16 protein-coding genes are annotated in these 20,675 nt (G+C 49.2%); 11 read left to right on the forward strand and 5 right to left on the reverse strand.

The window, feature by feature from the left end:
* Position 1: 1 nt before the first annotated feature.
* Both C5O19_RS08705 and C5O19_RS08710 read right to left on the reverse strand, forming a co-directional pair.
* Positions 2-1,006 carry an aldo/keto reductase gene (locus C5O19_RS08705; protein ID WP_104711380.1) on the reverse strand — a complete coding sequence of 335 codons (1,005 nt, stop codon included), beginning with the start codon at positions 1,004-1,006 and terminating at the stop codon, positions 2-4.
* Between the two features lie 273 nt (positions 1,007-1,279).
* Positions 1,280-2,605, reverse strand: a complete 1,326-nt coding sequence (locus C5O19_RS08710; RefSeq protein WP_104711382.1) for an alkaline phosphatase D family protein — start codon at positions 2,603-2,605, stop codon at positions 1,280-1,282.
* A 462-nt stretch (positions 2,606-3,067) separates the two neighbouring features.
* On the opposite strand from C5O19_RS08710, the gene lysA reads away from it, so the two are divergent.
* The 3 genes from lysA (at position 3,068) to C5O19_RS08725 (ending at position 6,042) form a co-directional block, all read left to right on the forward strand.
* Entirely contained in the window at positions 3,068-4,303 is a 1,236-nt protein-coding gene (gene lysA / locus C5O19_RS08715) for a diaminopimelate decarboxylase (protein WP_094808449.1), read from the forward strand.
* A 178-nt stretch (positions 4,304-4,481) separates the two neighbouring features.
* The gene (locus tag C5O19_RS08720; protein WP_104711384.1) at positions 4,482-5,021 is read left to right on the forward strand and encodes an RBBP9/YdeN family alpha/beta hydrolase; all 540 of its coding nucleotides are present in this window, start codon (positions 4,482-4,484) and stop codon (positions 5,019-5,021) included.
* Positions 5,022-5,055: 34 nt separating this feature from the next.
* On the forward strand, positions 5,056-6,042 hold the full coding sequence (locus C5O19_RS08725; RefSeq protein ID WP_104711386.1) for an alpha/beta hydrolase: 987 nt from the start codon (positions 5,056-5,058) through the stop codon (positions 6,040-6,042).
* Positions 6,043-6,233: 191 nt separating this feature from the next.
* Here C5O19_RS08725 and C5O19_RS08730 read toward each other — a convergent pair whose 3' ends face one another.
* The 3 genes from C5O19_RS08730 to C5O19_RS08740 all read right to left on the reverse strand — a co-directional run bounded on the left by C5O19_RS08730 (position 6,234) and on the right by C5O19_RS08740 (position 8,941).
* Positions 6,234-7,058 (reverse strand): PE-PGRS family protein, encoded by an 825-nt coding sequence (locus C5O19_RS08730; RefSeq protein WP_133163331.1) that lies wholly within the window; start codon positions 7,056-7,058, stop codon positions 6,234-6,236.
* Between the two features lie 213 nt (positions 7,059-7,271).
* Positions 7,272-7,694 (reverse strand): hypothetical protein, encoded by a 423-nt coding sequence (locus tag C5O19_RS08735; protein ID WP_133163332.1) that lies wholly within the window; start codon positions 7,692-7,694, stop codon positions 7,272-7,274.
* A 140-nt stretch (positions 7,695-7,834) separates the two neighbouring features.
* Positions 7,835-8,941 carry an o-succinylbenzoate synthase gene (locus C5O19_RS08740; protein ID WP_104711390.1) on the reverse strand — a complete coding sequence of 369 codons (1,107 nt, stop codon included), beginning with the start codon at positions 8,939-8,941 and terminating at the stop codon, positions 7,835-7,837.
* A 133-nt stretch (positions 8,942-9,074) separates the two neighbouring features.
* Between C5O19_RS08740 and lpxK the strand changes: the two genes are divergently transcribed.
* The 8 genes from lpxK (at position 9,075) to C5O19_RS08785 (ending at position 20,549) form a co-directional block, all read left to right on the forward strand.
* Complete coding sequence (gene lpxK / locus C5O19_RS08745) at positions 9,075-10,121, forward strand: tetraacyldisaccharide 4'-kinase (RefSeq protein ID WP_104711392.1); 1,047 nt, start codon at positions 9,075-9,077, stop codon at positions 10,119-10,121.
* 39 nt (positions 10,122-10,160) lie between these two features.
* Positions 10,161-12,212, forward strand: coding sequence for a putative porin (locus C5O19_RS08750; protein ID WP_165795975.1), 2,052 nt, complete (start codon positions 10,161-10,163; stop codon positions 12,210-12,212).
* Positions 12,213-12,360: 148 nt separating this feature from the next.
* Positions 12,361-15,300 carry a PD-(D/E)XK nuclease family protein gene (locus C5O19_RS08755; RefSeq protein ID WP_104711395.1) on the forward strand — a complete coding sequence of 980 codons (2,940 nt, stop codon included), beginning with the start codon at positions 12,361-12,363 and terminating at the stop codon, positions 15,298-15,300.
* Positions 15,301-15,361: 61 nt separating this feature from the next.
* On the forward strand, positions 15,362-16,261 hold the full coding sequence (locus tag C5O19_RS08760) for an aldo/keto reductase (RefSeq protein WP_104711397.1): 900 nt from the start codon (positions 15,362-15,364) through the stop codon (positions 16,259-16,261).
* 39 nt (positions 16,262-16,300) lie between these two features.
* Complete coding sequence (locus C5O19_RS08765; RefSeq protein ID WP_104711399.1) at positions 16,301-17,287, forward strand: oxygenase MpaB family protein; 987 nt, start codon at positions 16,301-16,303, stop codon at positions 17,285-17,287.
* A gap of 143 nt (positions 17,288-17,430) precedes the next feature.
* Positions 17,431-17,715, forward strand: a complete 285-nt coding sequence (locus C5O19_RS08770; protein WP_094808693.1) for an SCP2 sterol-binding domain-containing protein — start codon at positions 17,431-17,433, stop codon at positions 17,713-17,715.
* 78 nt (positions 17,716-17,793) lie between these two features.
* Complete coding sequence (gene mnmE / locus C5O19_RS08775; protein WP_104711401.1) at positions 17,794-19,134, forward strand: tRNA uridine-5-carboxymethylaminomethyl(34) synthesis GTPase MnmE; 1,341 nt, start codon at positions 17,794-17,796, stop codon at positions 19,132-19,134.
* A gap of 1,118 nt (positions 19,135-20,252) precedes the next feature.
* Positions 20,253-20,549: a hypothetical protein gene (locus tag C5O19_RS08785; protein WP_104711405.1), complete on the forward strand. Its 297-nt coding sequence runs from the start codon at positions 20,253-20,255 to the stop codon at positions 20,547-20,549.
* The last annotated feature ends 126 nt before the right edge of the window (positions 20,550-20,675 follow it).

The raw sequence follows: 20,675 nt of genomic DNA on the forward strand, positions 1-20,675 counted from the left end.
ACTAATCAATTAATCCCATACTGAACTCATCGTAAGGAGCACCGGTATCCGTTCCTAAAGGCACGATGCTTTCCAGATGTGATAAATCCGCCGGAGTTAATTCAATCGTGGTTGCGGCAATGTTTTGTTCCAGGTACTTCCGGCGTTTCGTGCCGGGGATCGGCAGAATGCCTTTGCTCATGATCCAGGCCAAAGCTAACTGCGAAGAAGTGACCTGCTTGGCTTCAGCCATTGCTTCAATGGCCTTAACCAATTCAATGTTCTTGTTAAACATTTCGCCCTGGAAACGCGGAATGGCCCTACGGAAATCATTCTCAGGCAGGTCATCGATGCTTTTGATCTGTCCCGACAAGAAGCCACGGCCCAGCGGTGAGTATGCTACAAAGCCAATACTCATTTCCTGTAAGGTTGCCAGAACGCCACGTTCTTCCACCGTCCGCTCGAACAACGAGTATTCGCTTTGTACGGCAGTGATCGGGTGTACGGTATGGGCTCGCTTCACTGTTTCCGACGAAACTTCTGATAAACCGATGTACCCCACTTTGCCTTCCTGAACCAGCTCCGCCATCGCCTGAACCGTTTCCTCGATCGGCGTATTTTTATCCAGGCGGTGCAGGTAATACAGATCAATGTAATCCGTATTCAGATTTTTGAGCGAACGCTCCAACGCTTTCTTCACATACTCTTTCTTGCCATTAATGGCCCAGGTTACCTTGTTGTGGTCATCGATCTCCCAGCCAAACTTAGTCGCCAAAATATACTGATCACGTTTACCATGGATGGCTTTCGCAATCAACTGCTCATTCTTCAGCGGTCCGTACAGATCGGCAGTATCTAAAAAAGTACCGCCTAATTCAAGCGAACGGTGGATCGTTGCGATGGCTTCCTGCTCATCCGCAGGACCATACATGTGTCCTTCTTCAAAGCCCGTCATGCCCATACAGCCCAGGCCGATTACTGGGACAACCAAACCCTGGCTGCCCAATGCGATTTGTTTTATTTCCATGATGCAAAGGTCGGGAGGCGTAATTACACGCCTGTATGCAAACCCCTGAAGCTTGTAAGCAAAACAAGGAAGGATTATAAATTCAGTTTCACGTACGGGATCGAGGTTGTGAATATGTCTGTAGATGGTATTTCAATTGCCAGAGATCAACTTAGTGTAGACGTGGATGTGACCAATCCGTAACCACCAAGTAAAAGCCATTGACTATCAGTAGGGTAATCAATGGCTTTTATTTGGGGACAAAAGATGTCTTCTAAAACTACAATACTTTACTTATTTCAATTCACTGGCTTTAATCTCCTTGGTCCACTTCAGCTCGCCCCGGGTGTTGTACGCTTTTACGGTTAATACCCGTTCGTTTTTGGCACCGGAAAGCGACATGACCGCAAAATTGCGTTCGGTCAGTACGGTTTCAGGTAAGAGGGTTGGAGATACCGCTTCTTCTTTGGTTTGACGGGCAGGGCCTGAGGTGAAGGGCGAAATGGTGAAATCATAGAAAGGATACGCGTTGAATCGCTGGAGTTTGTGCACGGCCGTATGGTGACGGTCGCCCGAAAGGAATACCACGCCCGGAATTTTCTGTTCCGCAATCCGTTTCAGCAGTTCTTCCCGCTCTTCCGCGTATACCGAGTAGTTTTCAAACTGAGCCGCTGGATTAATCACCTGACCACCGCAGACCACAAATTTAAACGTGGCCTGGCTAAATTTCAGAGCGTCAATCAGCCAGTCAAGCTGCTTCTTGCCCAGGTAGTCTTTATTAGAACCTTCCAGTTCGTTAGGGGCTCGCCACCAGCGGTCATCCAGCATGAAAAACTGACAATCGCCCCACTGGAAGGTGCCCGTAATGCCTTCTTTGTCAAAGGCATAGTTTGGGTTGCCCCAGAATTGCTTGAAGATGTCGAGGGCATCCCTCTTCATCCAGAAACTACGGTCCGAATCATTAGGGCCGTAATCATGATCGTCCCAAATGGCGTAGTGGTGCGTACGGGCCAGCAGGGATTGCAGTTGTGGGAACGAACGGCCGTGCGTCATACGGCGGAGCATCCCCGTACGCGTACTCCAGTCCACCTCCCGGTAGTAATTGTTGTCACCACCCCAAACCATAAAGTCGGGACGCAGACTGTCAATTTTCGTAAAGATCTCGTATTGCTGACCGTAAGGCGTACCGGGGCGGTCGTACTCGGGTTCGCTGAAATAGGCACAACTACCGAAGGCAAAGCTAAACGCGGGTGGATCAGTACGGAATTGCCACAATTGTTGCGTCTGAAACTGAAGCGGATAGGGGCGGACTACTTTTTTTCCATCCACCCAAACTTCATACTCATACTTCTTACCAGGCTCTACCTGGTCCGCGTATAAATGAGCAATGTACGCGTTGGTTTTTTCCGTATTGACCTCATCGGTAGATCGTTTGTTGGAGGGATTGCCCACTTCCCAGTACTGAATTTTAACTTTAGCCGCTTTCTTAGTCTGAGCCCATACCATGACTTCCATGTAGTCGGAATAGCCCAGCATGGGACCGCTTTGTAACTGAGCCTGAGTGGTCAGAAGTGTACAGGTGAATAGAAGAAAAAGCCAGAAACGTATCGTTTTCTGCATGTGTTGATGATTAAGAAATAGTTAATAATGGCTCGTTGCCTTGCAGATTGCAAATTTAGGGGGTAACGTTTAAAGATGAGAGCCGCTGCAGTTTGTAGTTTGCGAAGGTAAAGTCGGTAAAGATAGCGGGACGGGTTGTCCGTAGTATTCACTACGGACTTTTTAAGTTGGTGGGCTGTGCCTACCGGGCTGGATGTTCCCCGCATTGCCTACGGGGCTAATCACACCCTTCGGAGTTGACTCTTGCGTTTTTGTTTTATAAATCATCTGCAGCTAAGGGGACGGGGTCTGTAACAGGATTGAGGTTCGGCTACTTGGCCTTTGTCAGGACGTTTGAAGAGCAAGTGTAACGCAGGAAAGGCCCGGCGACACCCGCCAAACTAATCCCATAAACTACGCATTCCTCTTTGGCAAACCCGTCACTTTCTGCCAACTTGCAGCTTTATTTTTTCTTACATTCCCATGCAACTCCGAGAAGGTTCTTATTTCATACAAAATCAGAAAGTTACTGATCTGGCCGAGCGTTTCGGTACACCCCTGTACGTATACGACGGCGAAAAAATTATTCAGCAAATTCAAAGCATTCATCAGGCTTTTGCAGGGATTGATCTGAAAATTAAATACGCCTGTAAAGCCCTGACTTCGCTTGCGGTACTTAAACTCATGCGTAAGCACGGCGTGGATCTTGATGTGGTTTCTCCGCAGGAGTTACAGATTGGTCTCCGGGCTGGCTACGCAGGAAATCAGATGAACTTTACGCCCAGCGGCGTGAGCTTCGACGAAATAGAATTTGCCGTTGAACAGGGAGCGTTTGTAAACCTGGATAACCTCGATGTACTGGAAAAATTTGGTCAAAAATACGGTTCGTCCAAACCCTGTATGATTCGGGTGAAGCCTAACGTAGCGGCGGGAGGAAATGCAAAAATCATGACGGCCCACGAAGGGTCTAAATTCGGTATCGATATTCGGCAAAAGGCGGAAATTCTGGCTCTGGTTGAAAAGTACGATCTAAAAATCGTGGGCTTGCACCAGCATACGGGCTCTGATGTAAAAGAAGCTTCTGCTTTTATCGAAGCCGCCAGTCGTGTATTCGAGTTTGCCTACGATTTCCCCGACTTGCAGTGCATTGACCTCGGCGGTGGGTTTAAAGTGGCCTATAAAGAAGGCGACTACACAACAGATATGGAGAAATTCGGAGCGGAGCTTTCAGGATTTTTCCGGGAATTCTGTGAAAAATACGGTCGTAATTTACAGTTATGGTTCGAACCTGGCAAGTACCTCGTTAGTGAATGTGGCTATCTGCTGGTATCGGCCAATGTGGTGAAAGAAGCTCCGGGCCGTACGTTTGTCGGCGTGAATTCCGGGCTGAATCACCTGATCCGTCCGATGATGTACGATGCCTACCATCATATTGTGAATGCCTCCAATCCGGATGACTCGGAACAGGATGTGTATGACGTGGTGGGATACATCTGCGAAACGGATAACTTCGCTTTAGGCCGTACCCTCAACAAAGTCAAAGCCAACGATATTCTCGCCATACTCAACGCCGGAGCCTACGGTTTCGCCATGAGTAGCCAATACAACAGTCGCCTGCGTCCGGCGGAGGTACTGGTATTGAATGGTGAAGCACATTTAATTCGTCAGCGGGAAACGCTGGAAGACGTCTTACGCAATCAGGTTGAGATTGATGTGTAGCAGGCAAAGTTTGAGGTAGTTTCAAGTTTGAAAGAGGATAAAGTGGGATGTTGCAGTACAAATCGTTATATTAATCTCCGACTGACTCGGAATGAGTATAAAGAGAATTTGTTAGTAAGACCGTTAAACGCTATACTGGCAAGGGAATTTACTCCTTTGCCAGTTTTCTATTTAGGCTATGTCGTTTCAATCAACTATACTCATTCATCCGGGACTCGGAAATTCCGGCGAAGGTCACTGGCAAACGCTCTGGCAGGAGCAATACAACCTTGAACGCATTCAACAGCGGGACTGGGAAACGCCCATCCGTACCGACTGGGTACAAACGCTGGATGAAGCCGTACTTCGGGCGGGTGTATCGAATGTGATTTTGGTAGGTCATAGCTTGGCCTGCGTGACAATTGCCTACTGGGCGGAACACTATCAGCGTCCGATCAAAGCCGCCCTGCTGGTTGCTCCGAGTGATACCGAAGCGGCTTCGTACCCCTCCGGCACGACCGGATTTTCACCCATGCCTACGGTAAAGCTGCCTTTCCCTTCCATCGTTGTTCGCAGTACCAATGATCCGTATATGACGATGGAACGGGCTCAAGACATGGGAGAAGCATGGGGGAGTGAGCTAATCACCATTCCCAATGCCGGACATATCAACGTAGCTTCGGGATACGGTTCCTGGCCGGCGGGGCTCGAACTTCTCCAGCAACTGGATCACCTGTAGGTTTGATTTCATAACGTTTTCCCCCATTCAAACGATGCTTTTTCGTTGTATTCTGGTTTTCTTTTTAGGCCTGGGCAGTCTGCATGCCCAGCAAAAGTTTGCGGACTTAGGTGATTTGAAACTTGAAAATGGGTTGACGATTCAGAATTGTACCATTGGCTACCGAACCTTTGGAAAACTCAATCCGCAGCGTTCCAATGTCATCTTGGTGCCTACCTGGTTTGGAGGCACCTCCCAGCAAAAGGCTAACATTGCTAATGCCGGGAACATGGCCGACAGTACTCATTTTTTCGTCATTGTGGTCGATGCCCTTGGGAATGGGGTCTCTACTTCACCCTCGAATTCTAAAACGCAACCTAACGAAAAATTTCCCCTCTTTACGATCCGCGATATGGTGAAGAGTCAATACGAATTGGTAACGAAGCATCTGAAACTGAATCACCTGTATGCGGTGATGGGTGTATCGATGGGAGGAATGCAATCCTTTCAGTGGGCCGTGAGTTATCCCAGCTTTATGGATCGGGTCGTTCCGATTGTCGGCACACCCCGTCAATCCGCGTATGATGTTTTGTTCTGGAACATCGAACTACGGACACTCGAAAGAGGAAATTATACCACCGAAGCTTTGAAAACAACGGGCCTCATTCACGAACTGAATCTGTTTACGCCCGAATACACACAGAAGAAAAGATCCGCACCGGAGGCCACGGCTTACCTCAATCAGGTAGAAAAGGATTTAAGTACGAAGAATCCGTATGATTGGGCGAGTCAGATTCGGGCCATGCTCAAGCAGGACGTAATGCCGGGAAAAACATTGCAAGAGGCCGCGAAGCAGGTGAAAGCAAAGCTATTGATTGTGGTGGCTACGCAGGATCACATGGTTAATCCGGCGGCAGCAAGCGAATTTTCAGGGTACCTAAAAGCTCCATTGGTTGAATTAACGAGCAACTGCGGTCACTTGGCAACTTCCTGCGAATCAGAGAAAGTGACGAGTTTTGTACGGGCGTTTTATGGGTTGTGATGGTTGATGGGATAAATTTGGTAAAGATAGTGGGGCTGTTCAGGTTGAATTGCTTTGGATTAAATAGCTTAAGATAAGGATATTAGTTGCGAAATTTGAAAACTTCCGTTCAGTAGTTCGAGCAGAAAAATAGAAAGAAAAAGCGGTTCGGAGTCAGTAACTCCGAACCGCTTTTTCTTTAAACATAAATCTCACTTTTTCCGGGCGAAATAGAAGAGCTGCGAGGGGAGGAGTTTAAATTTCTCTCCCAGCGTGAAATACCCTTTTCCATTTTTCTCAAAGCAGACGGCTTCACCCTGTGGCTCGAAAACGTAGGGAAGCATAAGCTTGTAACTGGAATAAATGACGTCCTGAATGGGTTCATTGACATCATCCCGATTCCAGAGATACATCGTCGTATAATTCCGCAGAATGATTTGCTTGCCATCCGCTGAAAAATCCCCACTCGTGATCATATACATGGGCAAGTCACAAACGTACATGGCTGGCATGGGCGAGTCGTACTTCTGTGGATAAGCGAGCTTGTACAACTTCGATAGTCCCGGACTTTTCGTTATGACGTAAATGTCTTGCGTATGGGGCTCAATCAGGATGGCTTCTGTATCCCGACTTCCTTCGGGATAGTAGAAAACGATTCGGTCGTATTCCGTCACTTCTTCATTCACCGAAGTCGGTTCCTTAAACCGATAAATGTAGTACTCGGGATACTGCTGCAGATTATCACCGGTATCGGCCAGGTAGATATAGTTAGTACTGTCTTTCTTATTGAAAAACAGATCCATATCCTCCCAGTCACGATTGGGGAAGGGCAAATTTACCCGTCCTTTCAATTGGCCCTGGTAGTTGATCAGCGAAAGACGGTTTGGGTTGTTACCGTCTTCCTGAACCCATAAGTGTCCGGGCATCGAACGGCTGTCAGCCATACCCGAAGCTTCATCAATGGTTCCAGCGGGAATACTATGGGACTGTTCGTACTCAAAAATAAAGGGCGGTGGCTCTGGTTGAGATCGTGTCAAGCCTGTTACCATCAACCCTAATATTATGACACGTAAGGTACCCATTTTAATTGGCGGTACTTTTCTCATCACGACAAAATAACAGGGCTTAGGGATAGCAACAAAAAATGCGTGCTAATTCCCTAGTATATAACAATTAACTCCGCAAATAGTCTAAAAAGTATAGACTACCGCGGAGTTAATTTTAAAATACCTTTGGATAAAATATGAGTACTAGCTCGCTCGCCATACCTCCTGGCTACCACCCATCGAGAGAATTTCGAGACGTGGGGGCGAAGGAAGGAGTACCATTTTAGCGTCCAGATTCGGGAAGTCCTTGAGCGTCACCCAAACGCCATCACCGGGACCAATTTCGTATTCTTCAAGGCCCGTTTCTTCGTCGATGACTTTTTCGTATTGCGTACGGGGGAGGTACGCCGTGGGTAAAAGTACATCAGTATCCGGACAAAATGTGGCATGAACGCGTTCCAGAATCTGCTCGAATTCTTCGCCGTATTCATCTACGAAGTCGTCTTCCAGGGCTTCCAGCGTTTCCTCCGCTTCATCGTAATCGGGATGGTCATATCCCATATGTTTTAAAGCGAAACGCTTGGATAAAAGCTCAAGTAACGTATCGTTTAGTTTCTGCGTGTTCATAACTAGTCGATCAAAATAGAGATAGCGTGTATTTCGACAAAAATAGGTCAATTCAGGTCATGTAATCAAGCCCAAAGCTCAGAGTTTCGCAGAATTACCTAATTCGGTCATCACGACCATACGCAGGGAATTTTTCTAGCCTAATTGGTATGCGTAGTGAAGGACTGTTGTAACAGCTGTAAATCCCAAGGTTGCTGGCTGTTGTAGCTAAGCTGACCCTGTGCTATGCTAAGTGGTGAAGGTACATTGTTGTAATACAGACCACCCGTACCCAAACCCTGCGGCAACGGATTCTGAAACTCACCAGCGAACTGAGCAATCGCATTCAATCCTATGTTCGATTCCAGAGCAGACGTAAGCCACCATTTAATCTTGAGTCGATTGGCAATCTCAATCCATTCTTTACAGGCGGTAAAGCCACCCAGTAACGTAGGCTTGAGAATGATAAACGTGGGCTGAATTTTTTTGAGTAGCCGCATTTTATCCATGTAGTCGTACACGCCGATCAGTTCCTCGTCGAGAGCAATGGGGATAGGGGACTGTTCACACAGGGCCGCCATGGCTTCGGGCTGGCGGGCTTTGATGGGCTGTTCGATGGAATGAATGCTGAGTTCAGCCAGCCGATTGAGTTTTTCCTGAGCTTCTTCCGGGGTCCAGGCTCCGTTGGCATCGACCCGTAGGGTAATGGCTTCGGGTGAAAAACGCTTTCGAATGGAGGTCAGACATTCCATTTCCTGCTCAAAGTCAATGGCTCCAACTTTCATTTTAAGCGTACGAAAACCCGCTTCGAGTTTCTGGTCAATTTGCTGGAGCATCCAGTTTTTATCGCCCATCCAGATCAATCCGTTGATGGGGATTTCCCGCTCACTTTCAGAAAAGCTATTTTTAAAAATCTGTCGTTTCCCTTCGTGTAACAAATCCCGTAGGGCCGTTTCCAGTCCCATTCGAATGGTAGGGTAGCGGGTTTCAACGAGCTGATTAAGGATCAGATCCAGATTCCAGGAAAAAACTTCCAGATCGTAGCGGTTGAAGGCCTGACAGACTTTCTGCAGCGTAGCTTCAAAGTTTACGTAATCGGGACTCAGACCGGCCAGCGGACTGGCTTCACCCAGTCCAAAGCAGTACGGATTTTCGTCATCAAAAACCTTGAGGTAATACGCCGTGTGCTGGGTAAGAGTACCCCTGGACGTGCCGGCTGCAAACCGGAAGTCAAGAATATGCTTGTGAACCAGCACTTTAAGAGACATACTAAAGGGGAATTGTTGGTTTAAAAGGGGGCAAAACTAAACAATTAGCCGCGTTTTGACGTTCTTTGCCGCAATATTTAATCCTGGAGTGTTCCGCAGTGCGGACCTCTGCTTGTCTGGTTTTACCCAACGCATGGGCCCTTTACTTACAATATTACGCCGACTTCTGTTGCCTTTTTCCTGGCTGTACGGATTTATTACTGACTGGAGAAATAGCCTGTATGATCGGGGGCTGACTCCGGTCACGAGCTTTGAGTTACCCGTAATTAGTATTGGTAATCTGACGGTTGGCGGCACGGGAAAAACCCCGCATCTGGAATATTTGATCCGTTTGCTGAGTCCATCCTTCGTGTTGGCGACGCTAAGCCGGGGATATGGTCGGCGTACCCGAGGGTTCCGTATGGCGACGAATCAGGATACGGCCGAAACCCTGGGTGATGAGCCGTTGCAAGTATACCAAAAATTTGGAAAAACCGTACGGGTTACGGTCGGAGAAAAAAGAGCGGAAGGTATTCCGAACATTCGTTCGGCGTTTCCGGAAGTGGCGGCTATTCTGCTCGATGATGCGTATCAGCACCGGGCCGTGCAACCCCGCGTTAATCTGTTGCTTACCGACTATAACCATCCCTTTTATACGGACCACCCTTTTCCTGCCGGAAACCTTCGGGAACGCCGGAACGGAGCCGAGCGGGCAGATGCCATTATCGTAAGCAAATGCCCACCCACCCTTACGGATGAGGAACGGCGACAGATTCAGCAGAAAATACTTCCATATGCCAAGGCTCCGGTTTTCTTTTCCGCAATTCGATACGGACAACCCGTGGCAGTACATACGAACACACAGGCGATCGGAAAGGTGATTCTGGTCTCGGGACTGGCCCGCCCGGAACTCTTTGAAGCTTACGCTCAGCGGCAATTTACCGTTGGACAGCATCTAGCCTTTGGAGATCATTACGCGTATACGCCGAAAGACTGGCAACGGATCGAGCAGGCTTGGGAGCAGAATGGTCGGGGCTGGGTCTTGACTACCGAGAAAGATGCCGTAAAGCTGAAAACGCTGGCACCGCCTGATTTCCCACTGTTTGTCGTGCCGATTGAAGTCTATTTTCTGGAAAGTAACCCCCTGAATTTTGACGAATGGCTACTGGAGCGATCCGGTCTGCACGTTAAAAAAGCTTAAGTCCCCCCGCAACTCATTTTTGCTTGTATTTTTGACGCCGTGAAGCTCTATCGATTCCTAGTCTCTTTTGGTTTTCTGGCCTGTTCGCTGCTGGCGAAGGCACAAACCGTACCCAATCCATTGCCGAATGCCCCGGGCGAAGTGGCTCCCAAACCGGCGGACGATCCCAACCGTCGCGGGAAAATTCTCGATGATTCGACCCAGCAGATTTACGGCCCGACTACTTCCCGGTATTTTTTGGAAGAAGATCTGTTTAACAACCGGAAAACGTTGTACGCAATTGATACCAATTACATCAACTTTCACCGGTTTGATTACCTGGAACACAAGGGCCGCTGGTATACGGACCTGGGCGTACTCAGCTCGGCTTTGCGACCGTTATACTTTACAGCTCCCCAGCAAATTGGAGCCCAATTAGGCTATGACGTCAACTCGCCGTATGCCATTACCCCGTACGACGTCAAGTATTACGATACCAAATCACCGTTTACGCAGGCTTATTTTGTGCAGGGTGGAAATGGACAAAGTGTGCTTCAATTTGATCTGAGTCGAAATGTGAATTCCCAGTGGAATATTGGTCTGCACGTCGAGCGAAATTTGAGTCGACGGCAAATCAGTGTAGGTTCGGCCCGAAGCCGATCCGACCGCGATCTGGGAGGCTTCTGGAATTTTGTAACGCATACCAATTACCACACGAAAGATGAGAAGTACGCCGTGCTGGGTCATTTTCGACTGTATGAACATTCCATTCGTGAACCCGGTGGCATCTATCCCGAAACGAATCCGGCGCGGGCTAATTGGGACAGTGTGCTGGCCGATCCGGCGTCAGCTCAGCAATTTCTGACGGCGTCCCGCAGTCGGGAGCGGCGAAATCAGTTTCACGTCTATCAGGAATATGTGCCTGTGAAGGGATTTCAGGTGTATCACGTCGGAGATTATATCAACCGGTTTAATCGCTACCGCGATCGGAACTATCAAAATTCCGTAACGACGGGCTTTTATAACAACCTGCCCGAACGAACCACCATTGGTGATACCATTCAAGCTCAGGCTAATTACTGGTTGCTGGAAAACAAAATTGGGCTGAAAGGAGCTCTGAAAGGCTTTAACTATCGGGTACACCTCCGCCGCCGGGATTACGGCATCAACCAACGCTCACGTCTGACTATTCAGGGAGATTCAACGACGTTTTTTACCCGTACGGTCATCGTCAACGACAGCGTACGTACGTTGACGGAACGCTTTACGGTTAGCAATCCTACGTACGGAGAACAGACCATTCGTCGCCGGAATGAAAACTTTCTGGGAGCCTGGCTGGCGTATTACTTCAAAGACAGTACCCGCATTGAAGCCGAAGGTGAGTACCTGATTGGGGCGGATTACCGCCTGCACGCCGATTATTACGGCAAATGGTTTAAGGCTACGTTTACGAGCACGCTCAATTCGCCTACCTTGATACAAGAGCGGTTTTTAAGTCCGCTAGTATCCTGGAGTAAGAATTTCGACAATGTCTTTACCAATCAAATCACGGCCTCTGCTCCGGTACGAATCAAGAACTTTTTTGTTGAACCCAGCCTGCAGTACAGCCTCACCAAAAATTACATTTATTACGATACCCAGTCAGTAGCTCAACAGGAAAACAGTGCCATCAGCATGTACCGCATTGGCGTGGACCTGGGCTGGCGAGCTGGAAAATTCAGTACTTCGCATCAGGCTTTTTTCACAACGACATCCGGGCCGGATCTGATTCGGATGCCCAAAGTGTTGACGCGTTCCAAGTTTGCGTTTGACTTTGTGTATTCGAAAGTCATGTACGTACAGGTGGGACTGGATGCTCATTACCGCATGGGTTATTACGCTGATTTTTACCAACCTCTGACCAATCAGTTCTATCTCAATAACACGTATAAAGTACCGGGATTTCTGGTGGTGGATGCCTTTGCGGATGTCCGTATCAACCGCGTCCGCGTATTCGTGCAGTTTAAAAACGTAGCCGATGGTCTGCTTTCAAATGGATACATGCCAACGCCGTATTACCCGGGCATGAAACGAAGCTTTGGCTTTGGCGTGTGCTGGCCGTTGTTTGATTAAAGTTAAGGTCCGTTGCAAGGATGGATGCCAGTCTGCCGGACTGGCATTCGTCGTTTATACGGTTCGAATTACGTACCTTTACTACTAGTTTAATTGGGAAGTATGCCTTCGTTGGATCTCCCGAAACCCGAATTTTTACTCGATCGTCATGTCTTTTCTTTCGGAAACGGCTCGGTATATTTTTGAACGCCATTCGCTGGAAACCATCGCCCGCGTGTGCGTGGTCGTACCCAGCCGCCGGGCCGTATATTTTTTCAAGCAGGAACTGGCTAGCCTCTCGGATCGGCCTTTTCTGGCTCCAGAAGTAGTGGCCATGGACGATTTCATTCTGCAACGGGCGGAAGTCGAAGAAATCGACCCCGTATCGCTGCTGTTTGAACTCTACGACACCTTTAAAACCATTGACCCCCACCTGGATTTTGACCGCTTTACGAGCTGGGCTCCGGTGGTACTGCGGGATTTCGACCAGATTGATCTCTATGACAGCAACGCCAAAGCCGTATTTAGCTGGGTAGAGGCCGAGAAAGCCATCGAACGCTGGAAAATCGACACCACCATTGCTGAAGATTCCTTCACCGATAAATACTTTCGCCTGTTTGAAAATCTGCTCGGAGTTTATGATCAGCTAAAAGCCCGTTTACTCGAAAAGAAGCTGGCGTACCGAGGGATGGCGTATCGCAAAGTGGCCGAGGAGGTGGAAACGATTTTCCTGGATAAACCCAGCCATGCCTTCCATTATTTTTTGGGCTTTAACGCCCTCAGTCAGTCCGAAGAGCGAATTCTGCGGAAGCTGGTGAGCCTGAATAAGGCCGAGATGCTCTGGGATGCCGACGTTTTTTACCTGAGAAATCAGCACGAAGCGGGTCGCTTTGTCCGTAAATACCTAACCGACGCCGAACTGAGTCGGGGCGATTGGAACAAGCGTTTTCGAAATTATCGCGAGTTTCCGCAGGTGCAGACGGTCCCCAGTGATCTGCTGACGCAGTCTAAAAACTTTATCAGTATTGGCGTACCCAATGCCACCATGCAGCCCAAAGTCGCCGCTCATTTGATGGCCCAATGGGAGCAGGGTACAGGAAAAACGAAGGGCTATCAGCCGCCACATACGGCTCTGGTACTGGGCGACGAAAATCTGCTGATGCCGGTCTTGTCCTCAATTCCCAACAGCTACGATGATTTCAACGTTACGATGGGGGTTTCTCTGCGAAATTCCCTGCTGTATTCCTTGGTGGAAAGCTGGTTTGAATTGCAGCGGAATGTGGTAGAATTTCGCCGAAAGGAAGGGCAGGGGACTATTGCTATTCCGAAATTCAGCTACAAGCACATCACTAAGATTCTGCACCATCCCTTCATTCAGAAATACTGGATGGAAAACGAGGGCAGTTTTCGAACCCTGTTACGGACGCTGCGGGATGAAAACCGATTGTTTGCTGATGAAAAGGAGATTAAAGAACTGGGTGGAAACGAACCCCTGATCAATACCCTCTTTACCCGCTGGGACAACGACTCGAGTCGGGCGACCCGGCAGATGTATCGGCTCATCGATCTACTACGGCCCCTGTACGTCGATAAAGATGCCATCGAAACCGAGTACCTATACGAGTTTTATACCATACTCAAACGGCTCGAACGCGTACTGGACGAACGTCGTCAGCCCGTATCTATTAAGTCGTACCGACGATTTTTGCTGGAGTTACTGCGACAAACGAAAATTCCATTTTCGGGAGAACCCGCCGCTCCGCTACAAATCATGGGGATGCTGGAGACCCGGTGTCTCGACTTCGAACGGGTGATTATTCTATCCGTCAATGAAGGCACGTTGCCGACGGGGAAAAAGCAAAATTCGCTGATTCCGTTTGATGCCGCCTGCGAGTTTGGCCTGCCCACGTACATGGACGCCGACGCGGTGATGAGTTATCACTTCTTCCGCCTGTTACAACGGGCCAAGGAAGTCATCTTTCTGCACACGGTACCCGCCGGTGATGGGGCCAAAGCCGAACCCAGTCGTTTTTTACTGCAACTGGAATACGAGCTGGGTGAACAAAACAAGCAGGCTAAGCTGCAGAAAAAGCGGGTAGAGTTCGGCTCCGAACGCAGTCTGGAAGAAGAGCTGCCGGTATTACGCATTACCAAAAACGAGCAGATTCAGCGAGAAATTCTCCAGTCGCTCGCCAATCGGGGGCTGTACGCGACGCACCTGAACATGTATTACCAGTGTTCACTCAAGTACTACTTCAAACGCATTGCCGGGGTAGCTGAAGAAGAGGAGTTGTCGACGACGCTCGAAGCAAACGACTTTGGTACCTGGGTGCACGAAGTGCTCGAACGGATTGACCGGGAGATGATCGAGCGAAACGTTCGCGTGTACGAACGGGCCGATTACGAACGGTTTACGCAGCAGATTCCCAGTCGTCTGGAAGCCGTTTTTCAGGAAAAATTTCCCGGACAGGTCATGAACGAAGGGCAAAACCTGTTGTTGTACAACCTGGCTAAACGCAACCTGCGAAACTACTTCCAGCTACGCATGGACGAACTCGACGCCGGTTACCGCGTGGAAGTGCTCGCTCCGGAACAGAAGCTGGTGGCGACGCTGGCCTATGGCCAGGGTACAGTACAGGTAGCCGGGAAGATCGACCGCCTGGAGCGGGTCAATGACGTTATCCGGATTGTAGATTATAAAACCGGAAAAGTAGACGCGAAGAATCTGGATCTGAAAGTAAACCAGGATGAATGGCAGCCCGTGTTTCTGACGAACCAGAACTGGGACGTGATGCGGCAACTCTGGCTGTATAAATATCTGGTCCTGAAACAAAACGACAAACGCGTTGGCGGCGTAGAACTCTCGGCTACGCAGACCGTACAACCGGGGATGATCTCCTTCCGAAACCTGGCGGCGGGTTTTATGGCTCAGGAAAATCTTCGTTTCCGTCCGGATGAAACGCCGGAAACGTTTCTCGAAGACAGCGAAGCCATGTTAACGCAGTTCATCGACGAGCTGCTTGACCCCAGCCGAGCCTTTGAACAAACCGTGGACCGTAGTCACTGCGAATACTGCGATTACGCCCGGATTTGTGGACGGGCCAATTAAGGATGATGCTAGCCCCGGGGCTGGCATCATCCTTTTTCAAGCGTAGTAAAACCTTACCCGAATGAAGTATACTCGATTAGGTTCCTCGGAATTAGTGGTGAGTGAAATTGCCTTTGGCGGCATGTCACTGCAAAAAGATACGGCTACGAAACTGCTCCAAAAGGCCTTCGATGAAGGAATTACCCTGTTTGATACGGCGGATATTTACGACCAGGGCGAAAACGAACGCCTCATGGGCGAAGCACTGAAAGACCACCGGAAAGAAATCGTACTGGCGACCAAAGTGGGCAATCAGGAGCGGGCCGATGGCAAGGGTTGGGACTGGAACCCGACGAAGGGTTACATTCTGACCTCGGTCGAAAAAAGTCTGAAACGCTTGCAAACCGACTACCTTGATTTGTACCAGTTACACGGCGGTACCATGGATGACCCGATGGATGAAACCATTGAAGCCTTTGAATTGCTGAAAGAGCAGGGAAAAATCCGGGCGTACGGCATTTCATCCATCCGTCCGAACGTGATTGAACAATACGTCAATCGTTCCAATATCGCCAGTGTGATGATGCAGTATAATCTGCTGGACCGTCGTCCGGAAGAAACCTGCCTGGAGCTGTTGCACCAGCACGGCATCAGCGTACTCGCCCGGGGTAGCGTCGCGAAAGGACTGCTGGCCGGAAAACCTGCGGATACCTATCTCAATTATACAGCCGAGGAAGTAAGGGCCGCCGCTGAGGCCGTACAGGCCCTGAGTACGAATGAACGGAATCCGGCTGCTACCGCTATTCGGTACGCTTTGTACCCGCCCGCCGTAGCCGCTGCGGTGGTGGGCGTTCGGACGGCGGAGCAGTTGCAGGACGCCCTGCGAGCGGGCGACGCCAGCCTGGGTGCCGAGGAATACGCGGAACTCGGGGCTGTACTGGCGGCGAACAATTATCAGGAACATCGAATTTCTGCTTCTTAAAATGTGTTATCAGAGATAGAAAGCCAAACGAATGCTCGTATGCTCTTACGTACCATCAAACCCACGCGATATTTCTCGGACGAGCTACTCAGCCATTACCGGCAACAAACCGATCCGGCCGCCGATGCGATTATTGAACAGGTGGCCGCGGCGGGTGGCCCGGCGGGGGTACGCACCTTTCTCCAGCAACGGACGGAAGGCAAAATTCCGCTGAAAGAGGTACCCGAGTGCCGACGCTTTGTTCGTGAAGAGGGACGACTGCCCGACTGGGCTGATCCAAAGCTGATGGCTAGCGGCATTCGCCTTTTTCAGCGGCATCGCGATACCATTACTTTGTTGCTGGGCTGCCTGTCGCTACCGTACGCTTATCTGGCTGCCGATGGGGTGCAGGTACTGGCTCTTTCCAAACGGATGCAGAACGACACGCGGCAACGTCTGGAAGAAACCGGGGCTTTTGTCTTTGGCATTACGGAGGCCGAAGCCTGGCAGGGAAAGTATCCCACCGCCATCGAACGCATTTTGAACGTACGCCTGATTCACGCCGTCGTACGCTGGTTTTGTCAGCATTCGAATCGATGGAACCCGGCCTGGGGCGAGCCCGTCAACCAGGAAGACATGGCCGGTACTAATCTGACATTTAGCTATATCATCATTCAGGGCTTACGGAAAAACGGAATTGAACCCGACGAAAAAGAGGCGGAGGCTTACCTGCATTTCTGGAAAGTGGTAGGCTACCTCAGTGGTGTACCAGAAGACTTGCTACCCGAAAACCTGCGGGAGGCCTACGTACTGGGGCAATCCATTGCCCGGCGATTGTTCCGACCTTCGCCCGAAGGACAGCAGTTAACTCAAGCCTTGCTACGGGCACTGGAGGATACCGTTCCCGAAGGTTTAAAGACCCTCCCGGCGGCTCAGATGCGGTTTTTATTGGGGGATGAGTACGCGGATCAACTGGCACTGCCGGCGGTACCACTGGAAAAAAGACTGGTTCGCTTGTTACCCATGCGAATTTTTTTCCGTCCCTGATGTCCATACTGGTTTGATATTTTCGGGAGAACTAGCCAATTTGCGGCCTTTTTCAGACTGAACGCGATCCGCTGACGGACCGAAAAGGCGAGTACCCAATTATTCATGAAAAGACGATCCGTTCGTCAACAGCCAGCAATTCTATGACTTTCGAAGAAGTAGACACTAAAATCAAGCAACTCGCCGCTCAGAAAGGCGGTACGGGTGACGTAATCAAATTTCAGACCGATGAGGGAAACATTGTCATTGATCGCGATGGTACCGTAACGAACGATGATCGCGAATCAGATGTTACGATTGGTATCAGTGCCAAAGATCTGGGCAAACTCATGACGGGTGACCTCAATCCGATGACGGCTCTGATGTTCGGTAAAATTAAAATTACGGGTGATATGTCGCTCGCCATGAAATTGCAGTCGCTGTTTTAAGTCGCCTTCAGGGCGGTTTATTGCCGCAGAGGCTGTTGATTCTGGTCAACGGCTAAGCCGCCCTGAATTCCCTTTATCATGTCAGGTACGTTTACTTCCACCATTTGTGCCCTCGCTACGCCGACGGGTATTGGTGCCATTGGCGTCATTCGGGTCTCGGGTCCCGAGACTTTCCCGATTGTTCAGAAACTTTTTCAAGGCAAAAATCTGAGCCAACAGGCAACGCATACCATTCACTTCGGAACCATCCGGGACGAAGCCGGGCAAATTGTGGATGAAGTCTTGCTTAGTTTATTCCGAACGCCGCATTCCTATACCCGCGAGGATTCGATTGAAATTTCCTGTCATGGTTCCAACTTCATCATCCAGAAGATTCTTCGTTTGCTCATTAAAAACGGCTGCCGGATGGCCCAGCACGGCGAATTTACGCAACGGGCTTTCCTGAACGGGCAACTAGATCTGGCTCAGGCCGAAGCCGTGGCTGATCTGATTGCCTCGGATACGGAAGTCAGTCACCGGGCGGCGATTCACCAGATTCGCGGGGGATTTTCGAAAGATATCGCTCAGCTACGCGAGCAACTGATTCACTTCGCTTCATTGATTGAACTGGAGCTTGATTTTGGCGAAGAAGACGTCGAGTTTGCGGATCGTACGCAATTACGTCAGCTCATCCGTAACATTCGGCAAACCTTACGTCCCCTCATTGATTCTTTTGAGTTGGGAAACGTGCTGAAAGAGGGGGTGCCCGTAGCGATTGTAGGACCGCCCAACGCCGGGAAATCGACCCTACTCAATGCTCTTTTGAACGAGGAGAAAGCCATTGTGACCGAAATTGCCGGTACCACCCGCGATGTCATTGAAGACACCCTGGTTTTAAGTGGAATCAAGTTCCGCGTGCTGGATACAGCTGGCATTCGGGAAACCAGTGATCGAGTAGAGGCCATCGGCGTCGAACGTTCGCTAGCCGCACTGGACCGGGCCGAAATTATTCTCAAGCTAAGCAGTACGGATGTGGCCAGTGCCGAATTTGAATCCCTATTTGCAGCTCGGGTACCGGAGCCTGGACGGGTGATTCGTATCCACACCAAAGCGGATGTGTACGCGGATCCTTCTGCGGATCTTTCCATTTCTGCCGCTACTGGCCAGGGCATTGAAGAACTCAAGCAACGCCTCGTGGACCGCGTAAACCTCGAGCGGACCAACGACACCGTAGTGACTAATCTTCGCCACTACGAACACCTAACTGCCACCGATACCGCCCTGCAACGGGCCCTCGAAGGCCTCGATGCCGGCATCACCCAGGATTGGCTAGCGATGGACATCCGCCAATCCCTGGTACACCTCGGCGAAATAACGGGACAAATCACGACGGATGATTTGCTGGAGAATATCTTTTCTAAGTTTTGTATTGGCAAGTAATATTGCCAAAGTAGGTCTGATTCACCCCAGGTTGTTTCTAGATGACTTTCAAAACTAGCCATTAACTTTAGTGGTCTATGAAACGAAAGGTTATCTGTTTCTTTTTAGGACCTTTTCTGCTGGGCTGTCAATCAAAGCAGGATCATTACTAGTGGCAAAGGCTTAAACTTGCCAGCGGTATGGAGAAAAATGTTCTAAACATCAGGCATGAAAAGAGAGCTTTTTCGAATGGTTATACACTAGAATATATCACTGCATTCGAGCGTGAGTATTACCTGAGAGATACCCTAAAGAACCGATTGGTCTGGAGCCGGGACAACGAGAAGAATGTTGATTTGGATACCTTGATACACGTAGAAGCAAAGGTGTTTTACTTACAAGGGCAGTCTTATCGGATCGAACATTTTAAATCACAAATGAGAGCCATTGACGAAGGGGTTGATTTTTACAGGAATGATAACTAGGGCCATTGTTGAAAAGAGCGACGTATTGGCCAGTTTACAGCGGACTTCAATCGTAGGATCAGTACCTAAATAAAAAATTTGGGCCTTAGTGAAGGCAGCTTACCCGGCGATAAAAGAATACATTTACAGGAGAGGAATACTTACGCCAGAGATAAAGCCCGGGTTTGAGCCTATCATTGATGAGAGCTACTGGATAGACTAGACATTATGCAGCGTACTATATAGCTAACTCAATTACACTAAACTGAAAAAGCGGGTGACAGTCAGCGGGCGAATTCAAGGGTGACGTCTTCGTGCATCCAGGTACCAAGAGTATAGCCCCCTACAATAGTTTTAATTAGACTTTCAGTATTCGAAAATCGAACACTGCTGAGCTCTTGTTAAAAAGCAATACTTGACGGTAGTTCTAACCACATAGCTGGACGCTTCCCGAACGGCTTGGCCATTCACCATTAGCTTGCCTGACTCCGTGCGAAACATCACCTTACTGTTTTGATACTCGAAAATCTGAATTCCTGTTTGCATAGCTATTTATCAAAACCACGGAAATAAGCCTTCCATCTGACCAAAGGAGCCAATTAACACCTAAGCGTGACGAAATACTACGATAAGTGATAGTATCACCCAGCATTAAACCTCAACTCCTCTCTATCTATGAATTATATCACACTACAGGGCTCATGGTGCTGGTTCTTCGTGGTGCCCATGATCGTGTTTTATCTGATTGGCTTTTACTTCGTGATTCGGTGGCTCTTTGCCTATCTAAAGCAGAAGTTTCCAGGCAAGCGATCCGTCTATGTGGTACTTTGGCAAAAACAGACGCCTGAATTTAGTGTGTTTTATACCCTTAAAGCCGCCAACAAAGAGCGGGATAGACTCGCAGATCAGGGGGTGAGCATGGCAGATATAAAGGTTTTATCCCGCTTCGTCTACAAGAAAGCTACCAAGTGAATCAATGGCGTGCCTAGGGATTCGGAGGCTAAATCCAAATTACCAGGAATTCGGTTAGTTACAAAGATCCTTCATAGCAGATGAGGACAGCAGCTCTCAACTGGACTTCTCTAGTTAAGTGGCCAT

It is taken from the genome of Siphonobacter curvatus (assembly GCF_002943425.1).
GTDB lineage: Bacteria > Bacteroidota > Bacteroidia > Cytophagales > Spirosomataceae > Siphonobacter > Siphonobacter curvatus.

Coding starts and splice junctions, on each gene's coding strand:
- C5O19_RS08725 (WP_104711386.1), top strand. CDS start 5,056: ATGCTTTTTCGTTGTATTCTGGTTTTCTTTTTAGGCCTGGGCAGTCTG.
- C5O19_RS08765 (WP_104711399.1), top strand. CDS start 16,301: ATGCTCTTACGTACCATCAAACCCACGCGATATTTCTCGGACGAGCTA.
- C5O19_RS08735 (WP_133163332.1), bottom strand. CDS start 7,694: ATGAACACGCAGAAACTAAACGATACGTTACTTGAGCTTTTATCCAAG.
- C5O19_RS08705 (WP_104711380.1), bottom strand. CDS start 1,006: ATGGAAATAAAACAAATCGCATTGGGCAGCCAGGGTTTGGTTGTCCCA.
- C5O19_RS08770 (WP_094808693.1), top strand. CDS start 17,431: ATGACTTTCGAAGAAGTAGACACTAAAATCAAGCAACTCGCCGCTCAG.
- C5O19_RS08710 (WP_104711382.1), bottom strand. CDS start 2,605: ATGCAGAAAACGATACGTTTCTGGCTTTTTCTTCTATTCACCTGTACA.
- C5O19_RS08740 (WP_104711390.1), bottom strand. CDS start 8,941: ATGTCTCTTAAAGTGCTGGTTCACAAGCATATTCTTGACTTCCGGTTT.
- C5O19_RS08785 (WP_104711405.1), top strand. CDS start 20,253: ATGAATTATATCACACTACAGGGCTCATGGTGCTGGTTCTTCGTGGTG.
- C5O19_RS08755 (WP_104711395.1), top strand. CDS start 12,361: ATGTCTTTTCTTTCGGAAACGGCTCGGTATATTTTTGAACGCCATTCG.
- lpxK (WP_104711392.1), top strand. CDS start 9,075: ATGGGCCCTTTACTTACAATATTACGCCGACTTCTGTTGCCTTTTTCC.
- lysA (WP_094808449.1), top strand. CDS start 3,068: ATGCAACTCCGAGAAGGTTCTTATTTCATACAAAATCAGAAAGTTACT.
- C5O19_RS08760 (WP_104711397.1), top strand. CDS start 15,362: ATGAAGTATACTCGATTAGGTTCCTCGGAATTAGTGGTGAGTGAAATT.
- mnmE (WP_104711401.1), top strand. CDS start 17,794: ATGTCAGGTACGTTTACTTCCACCATTTGTGCCCTCGCTACGCCGACG.
- C5O19_RS08720 (WP_104711384.1), top strand. CDS start 4,482: ATGTCGTTTCAATCAACTATACTCATTCATCCGGGACTCGGAAATTCC.